Origin of the sequence: Haloarcula amylovorans, from assembly GCF_004681185.1 — an archaeon.
Taxonomy (GTDB): Archaea; Halobacteriota; Halobacteria; order Halobacteriales; family Haloarculaceae; genus Haloarcula; species Haloarcula amylovorans.
Genome location: NZ_SRIF01000008.1, coordinates 42185 through 58692, shown reverse-complemented (window position 1 = coordinate 58692; position 16508 = coordinate 42185). Strand labels below are relative to the sequence as shown.

18 protein-coding genes are annotated in these 16508 nt (G+C 67.5%); 10 read left to right on the top strand and 8 right to left on the bottom strand.

Going from position 1 to position 16508, the window contains the following annotated elements:
- Positions 1-2 precede the first annotated feature (2 nt).
- Positions 3-734: a protein-L-isoaspartate O-methyltransferase family protein gene (locus tag E4S61_RS20160; protein ID WP_135305726.1), complete on the top strand. Its 732-nt coding sequence runs from the start codon at positions 3-5 to the stop codon at positions 732-734.
- On the opposite strand, the gene E4S61_RS20155 is transcribed toward E4S61_RS20160, so the two are convergent.
- A complete protein-coding gene (locus E4S61_RS20155) occupies positions 731-1177 on the bottom strand; it encodes a carboxypeptidase-like regulatory domain-containing protein (protein ID WP_135305725.1) in 447 nt (148 codons plus the stop codon). The genes E4S61_RS20160 and E4S61_RS20155 overlap by 4 nt on opposite strands.
- 75 nt (positions 1178-1252) lie before the next feature.
- Between E4S61_RS20155 and E4S61_RS20150 the strand changes: the two genes are divergently transcribed.
- The 6 genes from E4S61_RS20150 (at position 1253) to E4S61_RS20125 (ending at position 6063) form a co-directional block, all read left to right on the top strand.
- The gene (locus E4S61_RS20150; RefSeq protein ID WP_135305724.1) at positions 1253-2281 is read left to right on the top strand and encodes an ATP-binding protein; all 1029 of its coding nucleotides are present in this window, start codon (positions 1253-1255) and stop codon (positions 2279-2281) included.
- A 49-nt stretch (positions 2282-2330) separates the two neighbouring features.
- Complete coding sequence (locus tag E4S61_RS20145; RefSeq protein WP_135305723.1) at positions 2331-2741, top strand: DUF302 domain-containing protein; 411 nt, start codon at positions 2331-2333, stop codon at positions 2739-2741.
- 81 nt (positions 2742-2822) lie between these two features.
- A complete protein-coding gene (locus E4S61_RS20140) occupies positions 2823-3218 on the top strand; it encodes a CrcB family protein (RefSeq protein ID WP_135305722.1) in 396 nt (131 codons plus the stop codon).
- Positions 3215-3559 carry a fluoride efflux transporter FluC gene (locus E4S61_RS20135; protein ID WP_209309570.1) on the top strand — a complete coding sequence of 115 codons (345 nt, stop codon included), beginning with the start codon at positions 3215-3217 and terminating at the stop codon, positions 3557-3559. Before E4S61_RS20140 ends, E4S61_RS20135 begins: the two co-directional genes overlap by 4 nt.
- Positions 3560-3619: 60 nt before the next feature.
- Positions 3620-4726, top strand: coding sequence for an aminotransferase class V-fold PLP-dependent enzyme (locus tag E4S61_RS20130; RefSeq protein ID WP_135305721.1), 1107 nt, complete (start codon positions 3620-3622; stop codon positions 4724-4726).
- Between the two features lie 38 nt (positions 4727-4764).
- A complete protein-coding gene (locus E4S61_RS20125; protein WP_135305720.1) occupies positions 4765-6063 on the top strand; it encodes an NUDIX domain-containing protein in 1299 nt (432 codons plus the stop codon).
- 1 nt (position 6064) lies between these two features.
- Here E4S61_RS20125 and E4S61_RS20120 read toward each other — a convergent pair whose 3' ends face one another.
- From E4S61_RS20120 to E4S61_RS20090, 7 genes are all read right to left on the bottom strand, one after another.
- The gene (locus E4S61_RS20120; RefSeq protein ID WP_135305719.1) at positions 6065-6706 is read right to left on the bottom strand and encodes a cyclase family protein; all 642 of its coding nucleotides are present in this window, start codon (positions 6704-6706) and stop codon (positions 6065-6067) included.
- Between the two features lie 119 nt (positions 6707-6825).
- Positions 6826-7572: an MBL fold metallo-hydrolase gene (locus E4S61_RS20115; protein ID WP_135305718.1), complete on the bottom strand. Its 747-nt coding sequence runs from the start codon at positions 7570-7572 to the stop codon at positions 6826-6828.
- Positions 7573-7641: 69 nt separating this feature from the next.
- Entirely contained in the window at positions 7642-8688 is a 1047-nt protein-coding gene (locus tag E4S61_RS20110; protein ID WP_135305717.1) for a phosphate signaling complex PhoU family protein, read from the bottom strand.
- 130 nt (positions 8689-8818) lie between these two features.
- Positions 8819-9739, bottom strand: coding sequence for a phosphate ABC transporter ATP-binding protein PstB (pstB, locus tag E4S61_RS20105; RefSeq protein WP_135305716.1), 921 nt, complete (start codon positions 9737-9739; stop codon positions 8819-8821).
- On the bottom strand, positions 9732-12383 hold the full coding sequence (gene pstA, locus E4S61_RS20100; RefSeq protein ID WP_135305715.1) for a phosphate ABC transporter permease PstA: 2652 nt from the start codon (positions 12381-12383) through the stop codon (positions 9732-9734). The genes pstB and pstA overlap by 8 nt, the downstream gene beginning before the upstream one ends.
- Positions 12380-13501, bottom strand: a complete 1122-nt coding sequence (gene pstC, locus E4S61_RS20095) for a phosphate ABC transporter permease subunit PstC (RefSeq protein ID WP_135305714.1) — start codon at positions 13499-13501, stop codon at positions 12380-12382. The genes pstA and pstC overlap by 4 nt, the downstream gene beginning before the upstream one ends.
- A gap of 67 nt (positions 13502-13568) precedes the next feature.
- A complete protein-coding gene (locus E4S61_RS20090; RefSeq protein ID WP_135305713.1) occupies positions 13569-14726 on the bottom strand; it encodes a PstS family phosphate ABC transporter substrate-binding protein in 1158 nt (385 codons plus the stop codon).
- Positions 14727-14935: 209 nt separating this feature from the next.
- Between E4S61_RS20090 and E4S61_RS20085 the strand changes: the two genes are divergently transcribed.
- The 3 genes from E4S61_RS20085 to E4S61_RS26585 all read left to right on the top strand — a co-directional run bounded on the left by E4S61_RS20085 (position 14936) and on the right by E4S61_RS26585 (position 16463).
- Positions 14936-15646, top strand: coding sequence for a YqjF family protein (locus E4S61_RS20085; protein ID WP_135305712.1), 711 nt, complete (start codon positions 14936-14938; stop codon positions 15644-15646).
- Positions 15643-16128: a thiol-disulfide oxidoreductase DCC family protein gene (locus E4S61_RS20080; protein ID WP_135305711.1), complete on the top strand. Its 486-nt coding sequence runs from the start codon at positions 15643-15645 to the stop codon at positions 16126-16128. Before E4S61_RS20085 ends, E4S61_RS20080 begins: the two co-directional genes overlap by 4 nt.
- 209 nt (positions 16129-16337) lie before the next feature.
- Complete coding sequence (locus tag E4S61_RS26585) at positions 16338-16463, top strand: hypothetical protein (RefSeq protein WP_280663822.1); 126 nt, start codon at positions 16338-16340, stop codon at positions 16461-16463.
- Positions 16464-16508 lie beyond the last annotated feature (45 nt).

Genomic DNA, 16508 nt, shown 5'->3' with positions numbered 1-16508 from the left:
ATATGGACCCGGCGGTACTGCGCGGCGACATGGTCGACAGCCTGCAACACGAGAGCAAGGGTGTCGTCCGAAGTACGTGGCTGTCGGCGGCGATGCGGGCGGTCCCGAGAGAGGCGTTCGTCGGCGAACAACAGGCTTACTCCGACCGGCCCTTCGAGCGACTCGGCACCCGCGTCCTCTCGCCCAGCACCGCCGCTCGCCTGCTGGAAGCGCTCGACCCCGACGCCGACGACGACGTGTTGGTCGTTGGGGCCGGTGTCGGCTACACCGCCGCCGTGCTCGCAGAACAGGTCGGCGAAGCCAACGTGCAGGCCATCGACATCACCCGACGACTCGTTATCGACGCCCGTACGAATCTCGCGGAAGCGGGATACGAGGGCGTCCTCGTCGACCGCCGGGACGGAGCCGAGGGCCTGCCGGAGTACGCCCCTTACGACCGGATTCTACTGGAAGCCGCCGCCGTCAGACCGCCACAAGCGTTGCTCTCGCAACTGGCCAACGGCGGTCGCCTCGTGATGCCACTGGGCACCAACGAGCAGACGCTGGCGGTCGTCGACCCCGACGGCGAGACCCAGCGCCTCGGCAGCGTCGCCTTCCAGCCGATGTTGGTCGAGGGCGAGCAAGCCGACACCATCGAGCGCAACCGGACCCGGCGCGAGGACCGCGAACACGCCCGCCGGAATGCCCAGTCTCGGACCGGCTGGGAACAGAACTGGATCGACTGGGACGGCTAGCTGTCCCTGACTACCAGTAACTCTGTGTTCGACCGACTGTCCTGATAGCTGCTGCTGGCGGGTGGTTTCACGTCGAAGACGACGGTCCCCTGTTGCTGGTTCGCACCCAGCGACGGCGATAGCGAGAGGGTGGCGTTGCCCCCCGACCCAGTCTCGGCCGTTCTGACGGTCGAGAGCGTAGCAGTCCCGCTCTTTGCGACCACCGTCGCGCCCGCGACCGGCGCGCCCTCCGGGTCGACGACGGTAACGGTCACGTCGGTCGGTCCGGGCGTCGTCACCTCCGGGTGGGGCTGGACGTCGACTTCGGTCACTTGCAGCGTCTCGATGCCCGAAATCGTGCTCATCATCACGCTCAGGCAGGCGACGCCGACGACCAGCGCGATGACGAGTCGTATCGGAAGCCCTTCGATGGCCCGTTCGTCCGACCACAGTGAGGTAGACATGGCACGGACTGGTCGTGGGTCCGTACTTGAACCCTCGGGCAGGGGTTCAAATGTAACGGAGCGGCCAGTCCCACCATGGTCGTCATCGGACGCGAGCGAACGGCTGGACCGACGGCACACCTTGGGCACTACCGAGCGCGAGACGGGAGCCGCGGCACGCGCGTCGAGATGGACCTCGACGCGCCACATGCCGGCGTCGTCGTCGGCAAGCGCGGGTCGGGCAAGACGTACACGCTGGGCGTCCTCGCGGAGGACCTCGCCGCCGCGTCCGGCGTCGCGCCGGTCGTCGCCGACCCGATGGGAGCGTTCGCGCCGCTCGCCGACGCCGCCGTCGATGCGACAGTTGTCTGTCCCACCGTTCGGGCGGACGCCCTCGGCCCGCGAGCGTGGTGTACGCTGCTCGGCCTCGACCCCGAGCGCGGTCCTGGGACGCTCGTCTGGCAGGCAGCGACGGAGACGATGACACTGCCGAAAATGTGTGAGTGGATCGAGGACGCGGACGCGCCTGGGGAGACGCGTCGGGCGGCGGCCAACCACCTCGCGATGGCGCGCTCGTGGGGCGTGTTCGATGCCGATGGATTGGCCGCGCAGGGACTCCGTGACGGCGGTGTCACCGTGCTGAACCTCTCAGGCATCGACCGCGCGCCCGCGAACGCCGTGGTCGCCGCCGTCGCGACTGCCCTCTACGATGCCCGAATCGAGAACGAGATGAGACGGCTCCCGTGGCTGCTGGTCGACGAGGCTCACGCGTTCACGAACGGCGTCGCCGAACGAGCGCTGCGCAGGCTGTTGACCCGAGGCCGGCACCCGGGGGTCAGTTGCTGGCTGGCGACGCAACGTCCCAGCGCGCTACCCGCCGTTGCCCTCTCACAGGTCGATCTGCTGATCGCCCATCGGCTGACGAGCGAGGCGGACGTCGGCGCGCTGACGGACGCTCGCCCGACGTATCTATCGGGGGACCTCGGCGAGCGACTGCCGGCGGCAACCGGCGAAGCGCTGGTCGTCGACGATGTGACCGAGTCCACTCATCACGTTCAGGTGCGCGAGCGACGGACGCCCCACGGCGGCGATAGTCCACGGGCCTCGGCCGTTGGCGAGCCGTGAGTCCAGGGACTGGCGTGGCTTTTACTCCCCGGGGCACGTCGGGTTCGGTATGGCAAACTACACGATTCGCTACCGCGTGGACGGCGAGTTCGACGACACCGTCGCCGCAGTCGAAGACGAACTCGCCGAGGAGGGGTTCGGCGTCCTCTGTGACATCGATGTCCAGGCGACGCTGAAGAAGAAACTCGACGAGGAGTTTCGGCAGTACCGCATCCTCGGTGCGTGTAATCCGTCGATGGCTCACGAGGCCTTACAGGAAGAACTGGAACTCGGTGCGCTGTTGCCGTGCAACGTCATCGTCTACGAACGCGACGACGCAGTCGGCGTGAGCGCGGTCGACCCCGAAGTGATGCTCTCGGTCGCCGACAACGACGCGCTGGACCCGATCGCCGAGGACGTTGGCGAGCGACTCACTCGGGTTCTGGAGGCGTTGCCCAACGCGGAGCCGGTCGAGAACTGAACGGACGGTGCCCTCCTGGTCGCGCCGTGCGACCGCCCGCACATCGCAACTGTCGAGTACGGCCACCGCGAGTGGGCGATAATGGCCGGCTCACACGCTCTCTCGCGGGTCGAACCCCTGTTGCTCGTCGCGGTGGGTGGGTTCGCCGGCGCGGTACTCCGCCATTCGGTCGCACTCGCGACCCCCGGGGTGGCGGCGGTCGACGGGGCCGTCGTCGGGACGCTCGTCGTCAACGTCGTCGGGAGCTTCGCGCTCGGCGTCCTGTTGTACGAGGCGCACCTGGCGAACGTCCTCTCGGCGGAGACCCGACTGGTAGTTGGGACCGGCTTTCTCTCCTCGTTTACGACCTACAGCACCTTCGCTGTCCAGACGAGCGGGCTCCCTCCGGCGCTGGCCGTGGCTAACGTTGCAGCCAACTACGCCCTCGCCTTCGCCGGCGTCGTTCTGGGCCGTCTCGTTGCGAGGTGGCTGTCGTGAACCCGCTGTTGCTCGTCGGGTTCGGCGGGATGGCAGGAGCGTTGAGTCGTCACCTCGTTGGGACGCGTCTCGAACGGAACCGGGCGGACACGCTGGTCGTCAACGTCTGTGGGAGCGTCCTACTGGGCGCGCTCGTCGTCGCGCCGATCTCCGACTCGGTCGCTCTCGCCTTCGGGGCCGGGTTCTGTGGTGCGTTCACGACGTTCTCGTCGTTCGCCTTCGAGACCGTTCGGTTGGCCGAACTCGGCCACGAGCGGGAGGCGGCGCTGTACGCGGGCGGGACGCTGGCCGTCGCGCTGGCGGGCGTCGCCGTCGGTGGATTCGTCGGGGCAGTGCTGTAGTGGCGCAGCGAGGGCCAAATGCGCACAGCGCTCAAGGGGCCGGGACCCAGTAGCATATCTATGGACCCGACGGAGCTTCGCGCGTCGATACCCGCGTTGGACCGGTGTACGTACTTCAACACGGGGGCGAGCGGCCCGAGCCCCCGCAACGTGGTCGGCGCGGCGACCGACTTTTTAGAACGGCACGCCTTCGAGGCCCCGGCCGGCGACGGCCCGTACACGGTGGCGTTCGATGCGCTCACCGCCGCCCGCGAGGTCGTTGGGGGGCACCTCGGTGCCCGACCCGAGGACGTGGCTTTCACGCGAAGCACGGCCGACGGCGTCAACCTCGTTGCGGGAGCCATTGACTGGCAACCCGGTGACGTGGTCGTCCGCACCGACTTGGAACACCCCGCCGGCACCCTCCCGTGGGACCGCCTCGCCGATACGCACGATATCGAGGTCCGGGTAGTCGAGACCGAACAGGGGAGGCTCGACGTCGAGGACGTGAAAGCCGCCGTCGACGAGGACGTTCGGTTGGTCTTCCTGAGTTCCCTGACGTGGAGCCACGGCACTCGACTCCCTGTTTCCGAGGTGGTTGATGTCGCTCACGACGCGGGGGCACAGGTACTCGTCGACGCCGTCCAGTCAGTCGGCCAGCACCCCGTCGACGTGACCGAGTGGGGCGCGGACTTCGTGGCGACGGCGGGCCACAAGTGGTTGCTCGGCATCTGGGGCGGGGGAATGTTGTACGTCGACCCAGACGCTCACAACCGCCTCCGACAGACCCGCATCGGCTATCGCAGCGTCGAGGACCCGAGCGCCGAGGCGTACGCCTACCACGAGGGCGCGCGGCGATTCGAAGTCGGGACCACCTCGCCCGCCCCCTACGTCGCCCTCGCGGAGGCCATCGAGACGATCGAGGGAATCGGCCTCGACACCGTCGAGCGCCGCGTCGAGCGACTGACCGACCGCCTGAAAGACGGCCTGGGCGACCGCTTACTGAGTCCCCGCGAGTACGAGTCCGGACTGGTCACGTTCGCCGCCGACGACCCCGAAGCGACCGCCGAGCGACTCGCGCAGGACGGAATCGTCGTTCGACACCTCCCCTATCCCGAAGCCGTCCGAGCGTCGGTTCACGCGTTCAACACCGAGGCGGACGTGGACGAACTGCTCGATGCGCTGTAACCCGTAGATTGATTGACGCGCCTGATGGTTTCCCGCGTATGGACGAACGTGGCGTCGTCACCGCCTTCCTCCGCAACGACGGTGAGATACTGCTGTTTCGCCGGAGCGACGAAGTCGGCTCCTACACCGGGCGCTGGGGCGGCGTCTCGGGACACGTGGCGGACGACGAGGGGAACGACCGACCGCCGGAGACGGCCGTCCGGGCCGAGATACGCGAAGAAGCCGGCCTGGGGGAGTCGGTTACGCTCGTCCGCGCGGGCGACCCGTTTCCAGTCGAAGACGAGGAGCGAGGGACTCGTTGGCTGGTCCATCCATTTCTCTTCGACTGCGACTCCCGCGAGGTGACGCCCAACGAGGAAGTCGCCGAGACGGCATGGGTCCACCCGCCCGAGATCCTGCGCCGCGGGACGGTGCCGCGCCTCTGGACCGCCTACGACCGGGTTCGGCCCCGCGTGGCGACGGTTCGAGACGACCACAGCCACGGGTCGGCGTGGCTGTCGCTACGAGCGCTAGAGGTGTTGCGCGACGAGGGAGCGGCCGCCCGAACCGGTCGACGCGACGAACTGGAGACGAGTGAACGGGAGGGCGACGACTGGGCCGCACTCGCTCGATTGGCGCGAACGCTGCACGACATCCGGCCGTCGATGGTGGTCGTGGGAAACCGCGTCGACCGAGTGATGCACGAGGCGAGCGACGAGCGGACGCCGGAAGCGGTCGAGACGGCGGCCCGCGAGAGCCTCGAACGCGCCGTCGCAGCCGACCGCGAGGCCGCAAGAGCGGCCGCCGAGCTGCTGCCCGAACGCGTAGCGACGCTCTCGCGGTCGGGGACAGTCAGCGCGGCCATCGAGGAAGCGTCCCCCGACGCGGTGTTGGTCGCGGAGTCCCGACCCGGCCGCGAGGGGGTCGGCGTCGCCGAGTCGCTCGCCGACGCCGCCGACGTGACGCTGACGACGGACGCCGCATTCGCCTTCGAATTGACCGAGTGGAACGCCGAGGCCGTGGTCGTGGGAGCCGACCGCATCCTCCCGGACGGGCGCGTCGTGAACAAGGCCGGGACCCGCGCGGCGGCGCTGGGCGCGAATGCGGCGGGTATCGACTGTCTCGTCGTCGCGTCGAGCGACAAAGTCGCGCCGACCGCGGAATACGACCTCGAACCCCGTGAGGCGACCGAGGTGTACGACGGCGACGCGGGTCTGTCAGTAGCCAATCCTACCTTCGACGTGACGCCCGCCGACGCAGTCGACCACGTCGTAACTGAACGGGGGAGGCTGGACGCCGACGACGTGCGATCCGTCGCCGCCGACCACCGCGCCCGGAACGGGTGGCTCGACGGCTGACTCACTCGTAGTGGGCCATCGCCCGCACTGGCGCACCGTCGCCGTCCGCGATTTTGAGGGGTACGGCGAGCAGTTCGAACCGCTCGGGGAGGCCCGCGAGGTTCGTCAGGTTCTCGACGATGAGGCGGTCGGCCCCCAGCAGCTCGTGGTGGGCCTGAAACCCCGAGGGTTCGTCGTCAGCCGCCGCGTCGCTCGGCGTCGGGTCGACGTTGAGCGCGTCGATCGCCACGTCGTAGCCGTATTCGACGCAGTGACGGGCCGCGGCGGGGGCCAGAAACGGGTGGTCGAGATAGGCGTCCTCGCCCCAGTGAGCGTCCCACCCGGTCTGAAGCACCACCGCTTCCGCGTCGACCGTCGGCAGGTCCACCGGGCGGATCCGAGCGCGGGGGTCACGGCCGCGCAAATCCACCCGAACCGCGTCGCGGACGAACCGCGAGACTGGAAACGCGTCCACGTCGCGTCCCTCGGCTTCCGTGTGGCTCGGCGCGTCGACGTGAGTCCCGGTGTGGGTCCCACAGGAGAGCGCGGTGACCCGGTAGCCATCCTCGGCGTGGGTGGCGTGGGGTTCGACCGAGACGGGCGGGTCATCGGGGAACACCGGCATCCCCGAGCGGATCGGCTGTGAGAGGTCGGCGTAAGGCATGGTGGCGATGCACCGGCCGGGAGTAAACGTGTGGCGCTCGTTTCGCTTTCGAGGAGCGCTCTTGGTAGTCACGCTCCTCGTTCGATTTTTCGAGAGCCCTCGATACACTCGTGATCTCGCTATTTTTCGTCCAGTACGACCGGAATGCCGGCCTCGGCCACGTCGGCTGCGAACTCGCGGGAGTCGGCTTCGAGGTTAGAGAACGTGTTGTAGTGGACCGGCAGGACGAGTCGGGGTTCGACGGTCGCCGCGAGCGCTGCGGCCTCGTGACGGTCCATCGTCGCCCGCGGGCCGATGGGCGGGCAAAACAGCGAGGTGTCCAGCGTGCGGTGACCCGGCAGTACGTCGGAGTCGCCGGGGTAGTAGACGCGGGTCCCGTCGACCGCGACCATGAACCCGCAACCGAAGCCTTCGGGATGGTACGGCGTGCCGTCCGGGAGCGTATGCGGGCCGTCGGGTTCGTTGTGTGCAGGCGTCGTCCAGATTGGGACGTCGCCGACCGTAAGCTGTTCTTTCGCGCCCACCTGTCGGACTTCGTAGGGGAGGTCCACGATGGGCGGGAGGTCGCGCTCTACGTCCCGGCCATCGATACCTTCGAAGGCGACGACCGTCGTCTCCTCGTTCGCCACCCGCTCGATGCCGTCGGGGTCGTAGTGATGGACGTGTGTGACACAGACGATGTCGGCGTCCGCCGCCCGGTAGTCGGTCGCTGGCGGGTGGCCGATATCGTCCTCGTAGGGTTCCCACTCGCCAGTCAGGATACCGTAGCGACCCGGATCGGTGTATACCACGCTGTCGTCGCCGGCGATGCGGAGCGTGGCGTACCCGAGCCAATCGACGGTTAATCCCTCGTGGCGAACGGTCATCGTCCGAAGGTGAGGCAACGAGACAGATAAATCGGCGGTTTCGGACGAGCGGGCGACGAGCGCCGCGAGCTATTCTGGGAGCGGTTCGTCGAGGAAGTCTTCGGTCGAGGGCCCGCCGAGTTCGCCTTCGCGGATCGCCGTCCGAAGGGCGAGTTCGGCGACGTTGCCGCCGTGTTCGGCGGTCCGGGCGACGCTGTCGAGGACGTGCGTCAAGCGGTACGCCGCGGTCTCGGATTCGAATAAGCGGCGGTCGAGCGCCTCGATGTCGTCTCGGAGGCCGTCGCGGTCGTGAAGCGCCGCTTGGGCCGCGGTCACGTCGGCGTCCCCGACGACGGCGCGGACGGCGTCTTCGACGATCCCGCGAGCCGTCTCGGCGAGCGACGTCACCTCGGCGTCCGTCTGGTCGTCGATGACCTCGGCGTCGATGGTATCGACGATGGTAGCGATGCGTTCGGCGTGGTCGGCGACGCGTTCCAGTTCACGGGCGGTCGTCCAGCAGACGAACAGCTCCGAGCGAGTGAGACCCAGCGCGTCCACCTCGTCGAGCCGGGCGAGCGCGCGCTGGAAGTAGCGGTCTATCATCGCGTAGAGGCGGTCCGCTTGGTCGTCCCGGTCGGCCTGCCCATCTGGGACCGCCGGGTCTGTCAAGGCCGCCGTCGCGTCTCGGTGCATCGACAGTGCGACGAACTGGAGTTGCCGAACCGACTGGCGAATCGACACCTCCGAGGCATCGAGGAGGGTCCGAACCGTTAGCGTCGTCGCCGTCGATTCGGTGACGGTGACACCGGAGAGGTTCCGCGCGACCCGTTCGACCGCGCAGTGCTGGTCATCGCTAAGCTCATCGGGTGCCTCGAACGTGACCGCTTCGACCCCTGCGGCATAGGCCGCGCGGAGGGCGCGTTCGATACACGTCGGGGCAGCGTGGGGGACCGAAAGCGTGACGTGACTGATCGTCTCGGTGTCCCGTTCCTGTGCCTGGACGACGAGGACGCCGTCGATATGGGTGTGGAGGTCGACGACGGACCCGGTCTCGATGTCGGCCGTCTCGGCCCACTCCTTCGGGAGCGAGACGGTGTAGGTTCCGCCACCGACCTGCTGTATCTTGCGTGTTTCCATCGGTCAATCGTACCGTGTTAGTCTCGTTCACGGCGGGGGCGCCGCCCCCGCGTAGTCGTCGGTGCAGTCACATCGGCCCGAACGCCGACTCCCGGCGCGACGGGCCGAATTCTGATCCGCACCTGCGCGGTCACCCGAACTTGCCCGTGATGTAATCCTCGACGCGCTGGCTCTCGGGGTTCTCGAAAATCTTGTCCGTGTCGTCGAACTCGACGAGTTCCCCGCCGGTGAGGAAGACGGCAGTCTGGTCGGAGATGCGGGCCGCCTGCTGCATGTTGTGCGTGACGATGACGACGGTGTACTCCTTCGAGAGTTCCTCGACCAGATCCTCTATCTTCGAGGTGGCGATCGGGTCGAGCGCCGAGGCTGGCTCGTCCATCAGGATGACTTCCGGGTCGACGGCTAGACAGCGGGCGATGCAGAGTCGTTGCTGTTGCCCACCTGAGAGACCCAGCGCATTGTCGTCCAGCCGATCGCTGACCTCGTCCCACAGCGCCGCCTGTTTGAGCGAGCGCTCGACGAGTTCTGCCTCCTTTTCGGTGTCGTCGCGGCCGAACAGTCGCGCGAGCAGGCCCTTGTCGATGTCGCCGTGCTTGCGCGGGCCATACGAGATGTTCTCGCGGATGGATTTCGGGAACGGATTGGGCGACTGGAACACCATCCCGATGCGCTTGCGCAGTTCGACGAGGTTGGCGTTGGGGTCGTAGATTTCGGTCCCTTCGAGTTCGACCGACCCGTCGATGCGCGCGGCCTTGATGCGGTCGTTCATCCGGTTGAGACAGCGCAGATATGTCGATTTCCCACAACCAGACGGGCCGATGAGCGCCGTCACGGACTTCTCGGGGATGTCCATCGAAACGTCCTTCAGCGCGTGGTCCTCGCCGTACCAGACGTTCAAGTCCTCGACAGAGAGCTTCGCGTCGCCGCCGAAGGAGTAGTCGGTCCACTCCTCCCGGACGCGTTCGTCGCTCTCGCCTGCCGTCGTCGTGGTCGTCTGGCTGTCTGTACGCCCCGTCGTCTCAGTCTCGCCGTCGTTAAGCGCGTTACTCATGGGTTAGCTTCCTCCGGAAGTAGGTCCGTGCCGTGATACCCACGGCGTAGAAAGTCAGTACGACCAACAGCAGGACGAACGCCGACGCCCACCCCATCGAGGGGGAGCCGCTGACGCCAGCGGCGATGACCGCCCACACCTGTGTCGGCAGGGACGCCGACGCCGAGAGGAGGGCCTCGTTGGCGACGAACGGCGGACTGGCCGTGAATCGGAACCCGTCCAACACCTGTGCCGACTCCGTTGCGTTCAGCGTTGACCCCAGCACGAGGATGAGTGGGGCCGTTTCGCCGGCGATGCGGCCGACGCCGAGGATGACACCGGTGATGACGCCGGGCATCGCGGCCGGCAGGACGACGCTCTTGATGGTCTCCCACTGGGAGACGCCCAGCGCCGCGCTCGCGTCCCGGTACTCCTCGGGGACCGCCTTGACCGCCTCGCGACTGGTGATGAGCACCAGCGGCAGGAGCATGAACCCGAGGACGAGCATCCCCGCGAGCAGGGACTCGTCGCCGCCCAGTCGGGGAATGAGGAAGGCGGCCCCGAACAGGCCGAAGACGATACTGGGTGTGCTCCAGAGCGCGTTAGTCGCGATCTCGACCAGCGCGGTGAACCGGCCCTGTTCGGCGTATTCGGTGAGGAAGACGGCCGCGCCGACGCCCAGCGGCACTGCAAAGAGCGTCGCGCCGGTGACCAGCCACACCGTACCGACGACGGCGGGCAGGATGCCGCCGGGTTCCGCGCCCAGCGGGATGTACGTCTGCATCGTCATCGGCCACGAGAGCGTGCCGGTGTTCGCGACGGAGACGCCCAGTACGGTGAACGACGTCTTCGTCACGGCGACGTGAAGCCCCAGCAGCGTCAGGAAGCCGGTGACGCCGGTCAGACCGAGCGAGATCTCCTCGCCCAGTAAGCGCCGCTGGAGCGTCTCGTCTGTCCGGCGTTTCGCACGGGTGACCAGCGCCGTCACCGCGAGTGACGCCACGGCGCCGGCCAGCGCGACGGCCGGGACGATATTGGCCGGGCCGGCGCTGGGCGTGACCGTCGCCGTCGCCTGCAGGAAGAGGGTCGCAGTCAACAGGGCGAGACCGCCGAACACCCCGAGAGTGAACAGCGTCGCGGCGTCCTGTGCGCGGTCGGCCAGCGCCCCCTCGCCGGCGAGGACGCCGGCCAGCGGGAGAGTCGAGAGCGCGACGGCGGCGACGGCGGCCAGCACCACGACGGCGAGGCCGACCGTCTCACCCAGCGGGAGACCGAGCGGGGTCGGGCCGACCAGCAGGAACAGGCCGGTCAGGGCGACGGTCCCCGCGACGGCCAGCGGGAGCGTCCGCCGAACCGCCTCGACCCACTCGAAGCGACGCCCGACGTTGCGGAGCGAGCCGTACGACCGGAAGAAGTAGACGGACAGCAACAGTGCCGGGGCGACGAGCAGCAGCGCCCCGACCGTCGCCTCCGGCGTCACCGAAATCGCGGTGTCGAGCGACTGCTGGGCCCGGCTGACCTGTACCGAGTAGGCGAACGGGTAGACCAGTCGGTCGCCGGTGACGAGCACCGACAGGAGGACGGCCGCGACCGAGCCCATGGCGGCGAGCGGCAGGAGCCGGAACAACTGGCGCGCGCCAGTGTGCCAATCGCTCGCTCCCGCAGGCGTCCGCGCGGCGTTCACCACGACCACGAGAAGCGGCGCGAGCAGGACGAGCGCCGAGAGCGCGCCGATGGTGAACCCGTGGAAGGCGTAGCCGACGCCTTTCACCGTCACGAACACGACGATGGTCGCCATGATGACCACCATCAGGAACGCGTTCAGGTTGATGACGAGGAAGGCACCGAACTCCCGGCCGCGAGCGCCGAAGCCGGCCCGGCACTTCGCGGCCGACCACGCCGAGAGAATCGCCCCGAGGAGGACGAACAGCGGGATGACCGCGCCGCCGGTGAACCCCCCGGACAGCGACTGGGGATTCCACTGCCAGCCGACGCCGACGACGGCCGTCGCGATAGTGAGGCCGAGCGTTCCGACGACGAGCGCCGCTGGAATCGTCGATCCCACGTCCTCGCGCGGGAGGGCTGTCAGGGCCGTGAGAACCAGTCCGGCACTCAGCGAGACGGCGATCCACGCCAGCGAGTCGAAGCCGACGAGCGAGCCGCCGATGGCGGCCCCGAGAGCCAACCCGAGAGCGCCGAAGACGGCGCTAGCGAGCAAGCCGGCGCTCGTGTTCGGTTCAGTGTCGACCGACTCCACGCGCGAGGCGACGCCGGCAGTCGCGACGACGACGGCCTCGGCGACGAGCGCGAGACCCAGTAGCGTCGCCAGCGTCACCGGGACCGCGTAGGCCAGTACCGTCAGACCGAGCGTGCTGCCGACCAGCCCGAGCGCGATACCGCGGACCCGCTGGGACTCGACCGGCGTGACGTTGGCCCACGAGGAGACGGCGACGAGGCCGACGCCGCCGACGACCACGGCGAGAATCAGCCCCAGCGACTCGCCCAACGCCGCGCCGCTGGCGCTCAGAGGGACGGCGTCGACGAGCGTGATCATCCCGAGCGCGAACGTCAGGACGCTGAGACCGATGGTGGCGTCGAGCCCGCGGTCGTAGATGTTCGACTCCGCGTTGACCAGTGCCGTCTCGGTAGCGTATCCCTCGCTCATGCTTCACCTCGGAGTTTCTCTCGCATCTGGCGCTCGATGTACTGGGAGACGACGCTCATGCCCGCGACGATAACGAACAGCATCACGCCCGCGACGAACAGCACGTCGACCGTACTCTCGGAGGCACTCCCGTAGTTGACCGCGATGAGGCTCGTCAGCGTCGCGCTCGCGTCGAAGAAGTCGAACAACGGATTCGCGAGGCCGACGCCGGCGGCCATGATGGCCGCGACGGCCATCGTCTCGCCGATGGCCCGGCCCAGTCCGAGGATGACTCCGGCGGAGATACCCGAGAACGCGGCGGGGATAGAGATGCTCTTCATCGTCTGCCAGCGGGTCGCGCCCATCGCGATGGAGCCGTCGCCCATCGCGTCGGGGACGCTGGAGAGGGAGTCCTCGCCGACGGAGACGACCGTCGGGAGCGCCATCACGCCGACGACCACGCCCGCGATGAGGAAGCTCGCGCCGTCGTCTAAGAACGACTGCTGGACGAAGCCGTTCAGCACCTGAAAGCCGATGAAGCCGTAGACGATAGAGGGAATCCCGGCCAGCACCTCGACGCCGGGTTTAATGATTTCGCGCAGTCCGTCGCTGGCTACCTCGGCGATGAACAGTGCGCCGAACAAGCCCAGCGGGCCGGCGATGGCCCCCGCGATGAGAGTTACCATCACCGTCCCCCAAATGGCGGGAATCAGCGAGTAGGCCCCGCCAGCGGGGTTCCAGTAGCTCTCGCTGGCCGGGAGGATGGCATCCAGCCAGAAGAACCAGCGCTCTTCCCCGCCCTGAATCGGGATGAGCAAGAGCCCCAACCCGTGTTCGACGAACGCCGGGAAGGCGCTGGCAAAGAGGAATATCGTGATGAAGGTGACGGTCAACACCGTCAGGACGGTGGCGATCAGCGTCAGCAATCGTGCTATCTCGGCCTGGTACGTGACCCATCCCAGCGCGGTCACGAAAATGAACGCGCCGGCCATCGGAACGGCAATGGTCGGACGGAAGAGGAAAACCAGAATCGTCGCCGCGAGCGTCGCCGCCGACGCGCCGACCGCCAGCAGTGACCCCTCTGTCGCGTCTCCGCCGAGTATCGTCTCTCGTGTGCTCGTTCGTACGTCGTCTATCATGTCGGTGTGTCAAAAATCGGTTCGGAAGCCGTGGTCTCTCCCCGCTTCGGCCCTGTATTCGGCGCGCTCAGGCCTGCTCGGGCAGTTTCTTCAGCTGCTCTTCCTGGCGGCGCCCACCGAGCGTGAAGTAGTTGTTCGGCGCGACGAAGAGGTCCTGACCGAAGTCGTGAAGGACCATGTTGATGACCGCGGCCTCTTTCTTCGAGGTGCCCTCCCACGTGTAACAGTGCAGGTCACGCGAGAGCGGGTACTCCTTGGAGTCCAGCCCGTTCTGGTCGTCCTGATAGGCGTAGGTCGTCCCCTCCCATTCGAGTGCGATGGGGGCGAGGCCGTCCGTGTTGATGAACGCCAGCGCGAGGTAGCTGATGGCGTTGTCGGCCTGCGCGATGGCCTGTGCGAGCCGCTGGTTCTGGCCGAAGCGGTTGGCGACCTGCGTGTCCTCCTCGGGGTTGCCGAAGACGTTGGAGACGAAGGAAGTGCGAGTCCCGGAGCCCTTGACGCGGCCGAGCACCTGGATCTCGCGGTCCGGGCCACCGAGTTCGCTCCAGTTCGTAATCTCGCCCTTGTAGAGGCCCTTCAGCTGGTCACCGGTGATCTTCTCGACGCCGGCGTCGGCGATCTCCTGGGAGACGACCAGCGGCTGACCGTCGACACCGACGACGTGGTCGACGAACTGCTTGTAGGAGTCACGATCCGGGAGTTCGTCCTCGACGTTCCCCGAGGAGTTGCCGATGTCGTGCTGGCCGTTCATGACCTTCTCGACGCCGGTCCCGGAGTGAGAGAGACCGACCGTGAACTGGAACGGCGGGCCGTCGTCGCCGCCGGCCTCGAAGCCGTACAGACCCGCCCAGTAGTCGGCGAGGTTCTTGTCCGTATCGATGTCGTAGTCCCCGTGGGGCCAGTATTCGGAGTCGCTGGCCGGCCGGTTGGCGTTCCAGTACGACGCCGCCGTGTTCATGATGGGGTACACCGTCGAGGAGCCACCCGACTCTAGCGCTCCGGACGCGCCGGAATCGCTCCCGCTGTCGGTGCTTTCTGTGGAGCTACCGCCGCTCTCCGTGGACGCGGAGCCGTCCCCTTCGGTGGCAGGTGCGCTCGTGCTCCCGCCGTCGCCGCCGTCCCCGCCCGAACAACCCGCGATTGCTGCTGCGCCCGTTACCCCTGTGGCCGCAATGAATTTGCGACGCGAAACGCGGTCTGAAGGCCGCTCTGAGTCCTGCGTCATCACCTGAAACAGGCCGAGGGAGTATTAAACCCGTTTATAATAGGGGTATTTTCGGATATGATGGGTTCAGTTTCCTCCGTAGGCACTATACAACTATATCCAAATATAATGTGGTATATAGAGTCCGTACTCTCGGCGTCGAACGGCCTGGCGTCGCATCGATTGAGGAGATGGGTGCCGTTTTCGGGGTGGCACCCCTATCGGCACGTATGGTCGTCCCGCTGGAGATGGGGTGGCGACACCTCCTGTTCGAGAACTGGCCCATCGAGCCGTCGGTCGTCGACGCCCACTTGCCGGACGCATTGACCGTCGACGCCCACGACGGGCACGCGTGGCTCTCGGCCGTTCCGTTCACCAACGTCGCGGTGCGGCCGCGGGGATTCCCCGCTCGTGCTGGCATCCGGTTGCCCGAACTCAACCTGCGGACGTACGTCACCTGCGACGGCGAACCCGGCGTCTACTTCTTCACGCTTGACGCGCAGGGACTGCTGAGCGTGACGGGCGCGCGCCTCTTTCAGCATCTCCCCTATCGCTACGCTCGCATCTCCTTGGAGCTACACGACGGCCGAGTGCAGTTCGCCAGCCGCCGGTGTCACCCGGGCACGCGCCCCGCGCGGTACGAGGCGACCTATTGGCCGACCGGCGAACCGTTCGCGGCCCCTGAAGACCCCCTCGCCGAGTTCCTCGTCGAGCGCTACCGATTCTTCACGGAGTCCCCCGACGGCGCCCTCCGCTACACCGGCGTCGCACACGACCCGTGGACGCTCTATCCCGCGGCCGCCGATGTCGAGACCGACACGCTCCTGACCGCCGAGGGCTTCGCCCGCCCGGACGCCGACCCGGTGTACTACTACAGTCCGGGACTGGACGTTGAAGCAGCAGTGAGCAAATCCTGGTCAGCGTTTCCGGGAGACGCATGACCGTCGAGGGGTCCTCGGACGACGATATTACACGCCCGCCGTCCACTGATCACCCCGTGTTGCTGTTCGACGGCGTCTGCAACCTCTGTAACGGCGTCGTGCAGTTCCTCGTTCCGCGCGACCTCGACGGCCGCCTCCGCTTCGCACCGTTGCAGTCCGAGGCGGGAAAGGCACTGCTGGCGCGAAGCGGCCTGCCGACCGACGACCTCGAATCGGTGGTCCTCGTCGAGGGCGACCGGGCGTACACGAAATCTGGGGCGGTCGTTCGCGTGGCTGAACTGCTCGGGTGGCCATACCGACTGGCGAGCGTCGGCCGTCTCCTCCCGCGCCGACTTCGGGACACCCTCTACGACTTCGTCGCCGACAACCGCTATGACTGGTTCGGTCGCAAAGAACAGTGTATGATTCCCGACGAGGACGTCAGCGACCGCTTTCTGGACGGAGACGACGCTGCGCCTGGGCAGGCACGGCGGCCGGAGTGAAACGGACGTGTTTTTCAAACGTGAGCGCTAAGTGTGGGTCGGTGGCGATGACGAGCAGTTACCCCCGCTCAGCCCCTTGTGATGAGAGCTTTCGACCGAGCCACCGTTTCCGTACGCCGAGCGGTCCGACCCGAGCGTTTATCCTTGCCCCCGCTGAGCGCCGAGACAGATGGTACAACTCTGGCGGCTGACGCGGAATCGCTACGGCCGTGCCGTCTGCGACTCACTCCCTCTCCGCTCGCCTCCCAACCCGACTCGTCGAGACGCTTCCCGCAGTTCGCGTCGAAGAGACCGAGAGCGGCGCGACAACGCTCGCCGTCCGCTTTCGCTCTTGAACCCGCTCGCTTCGACTGGAGAACCCAGGGGCGTGAGGCGAGTCG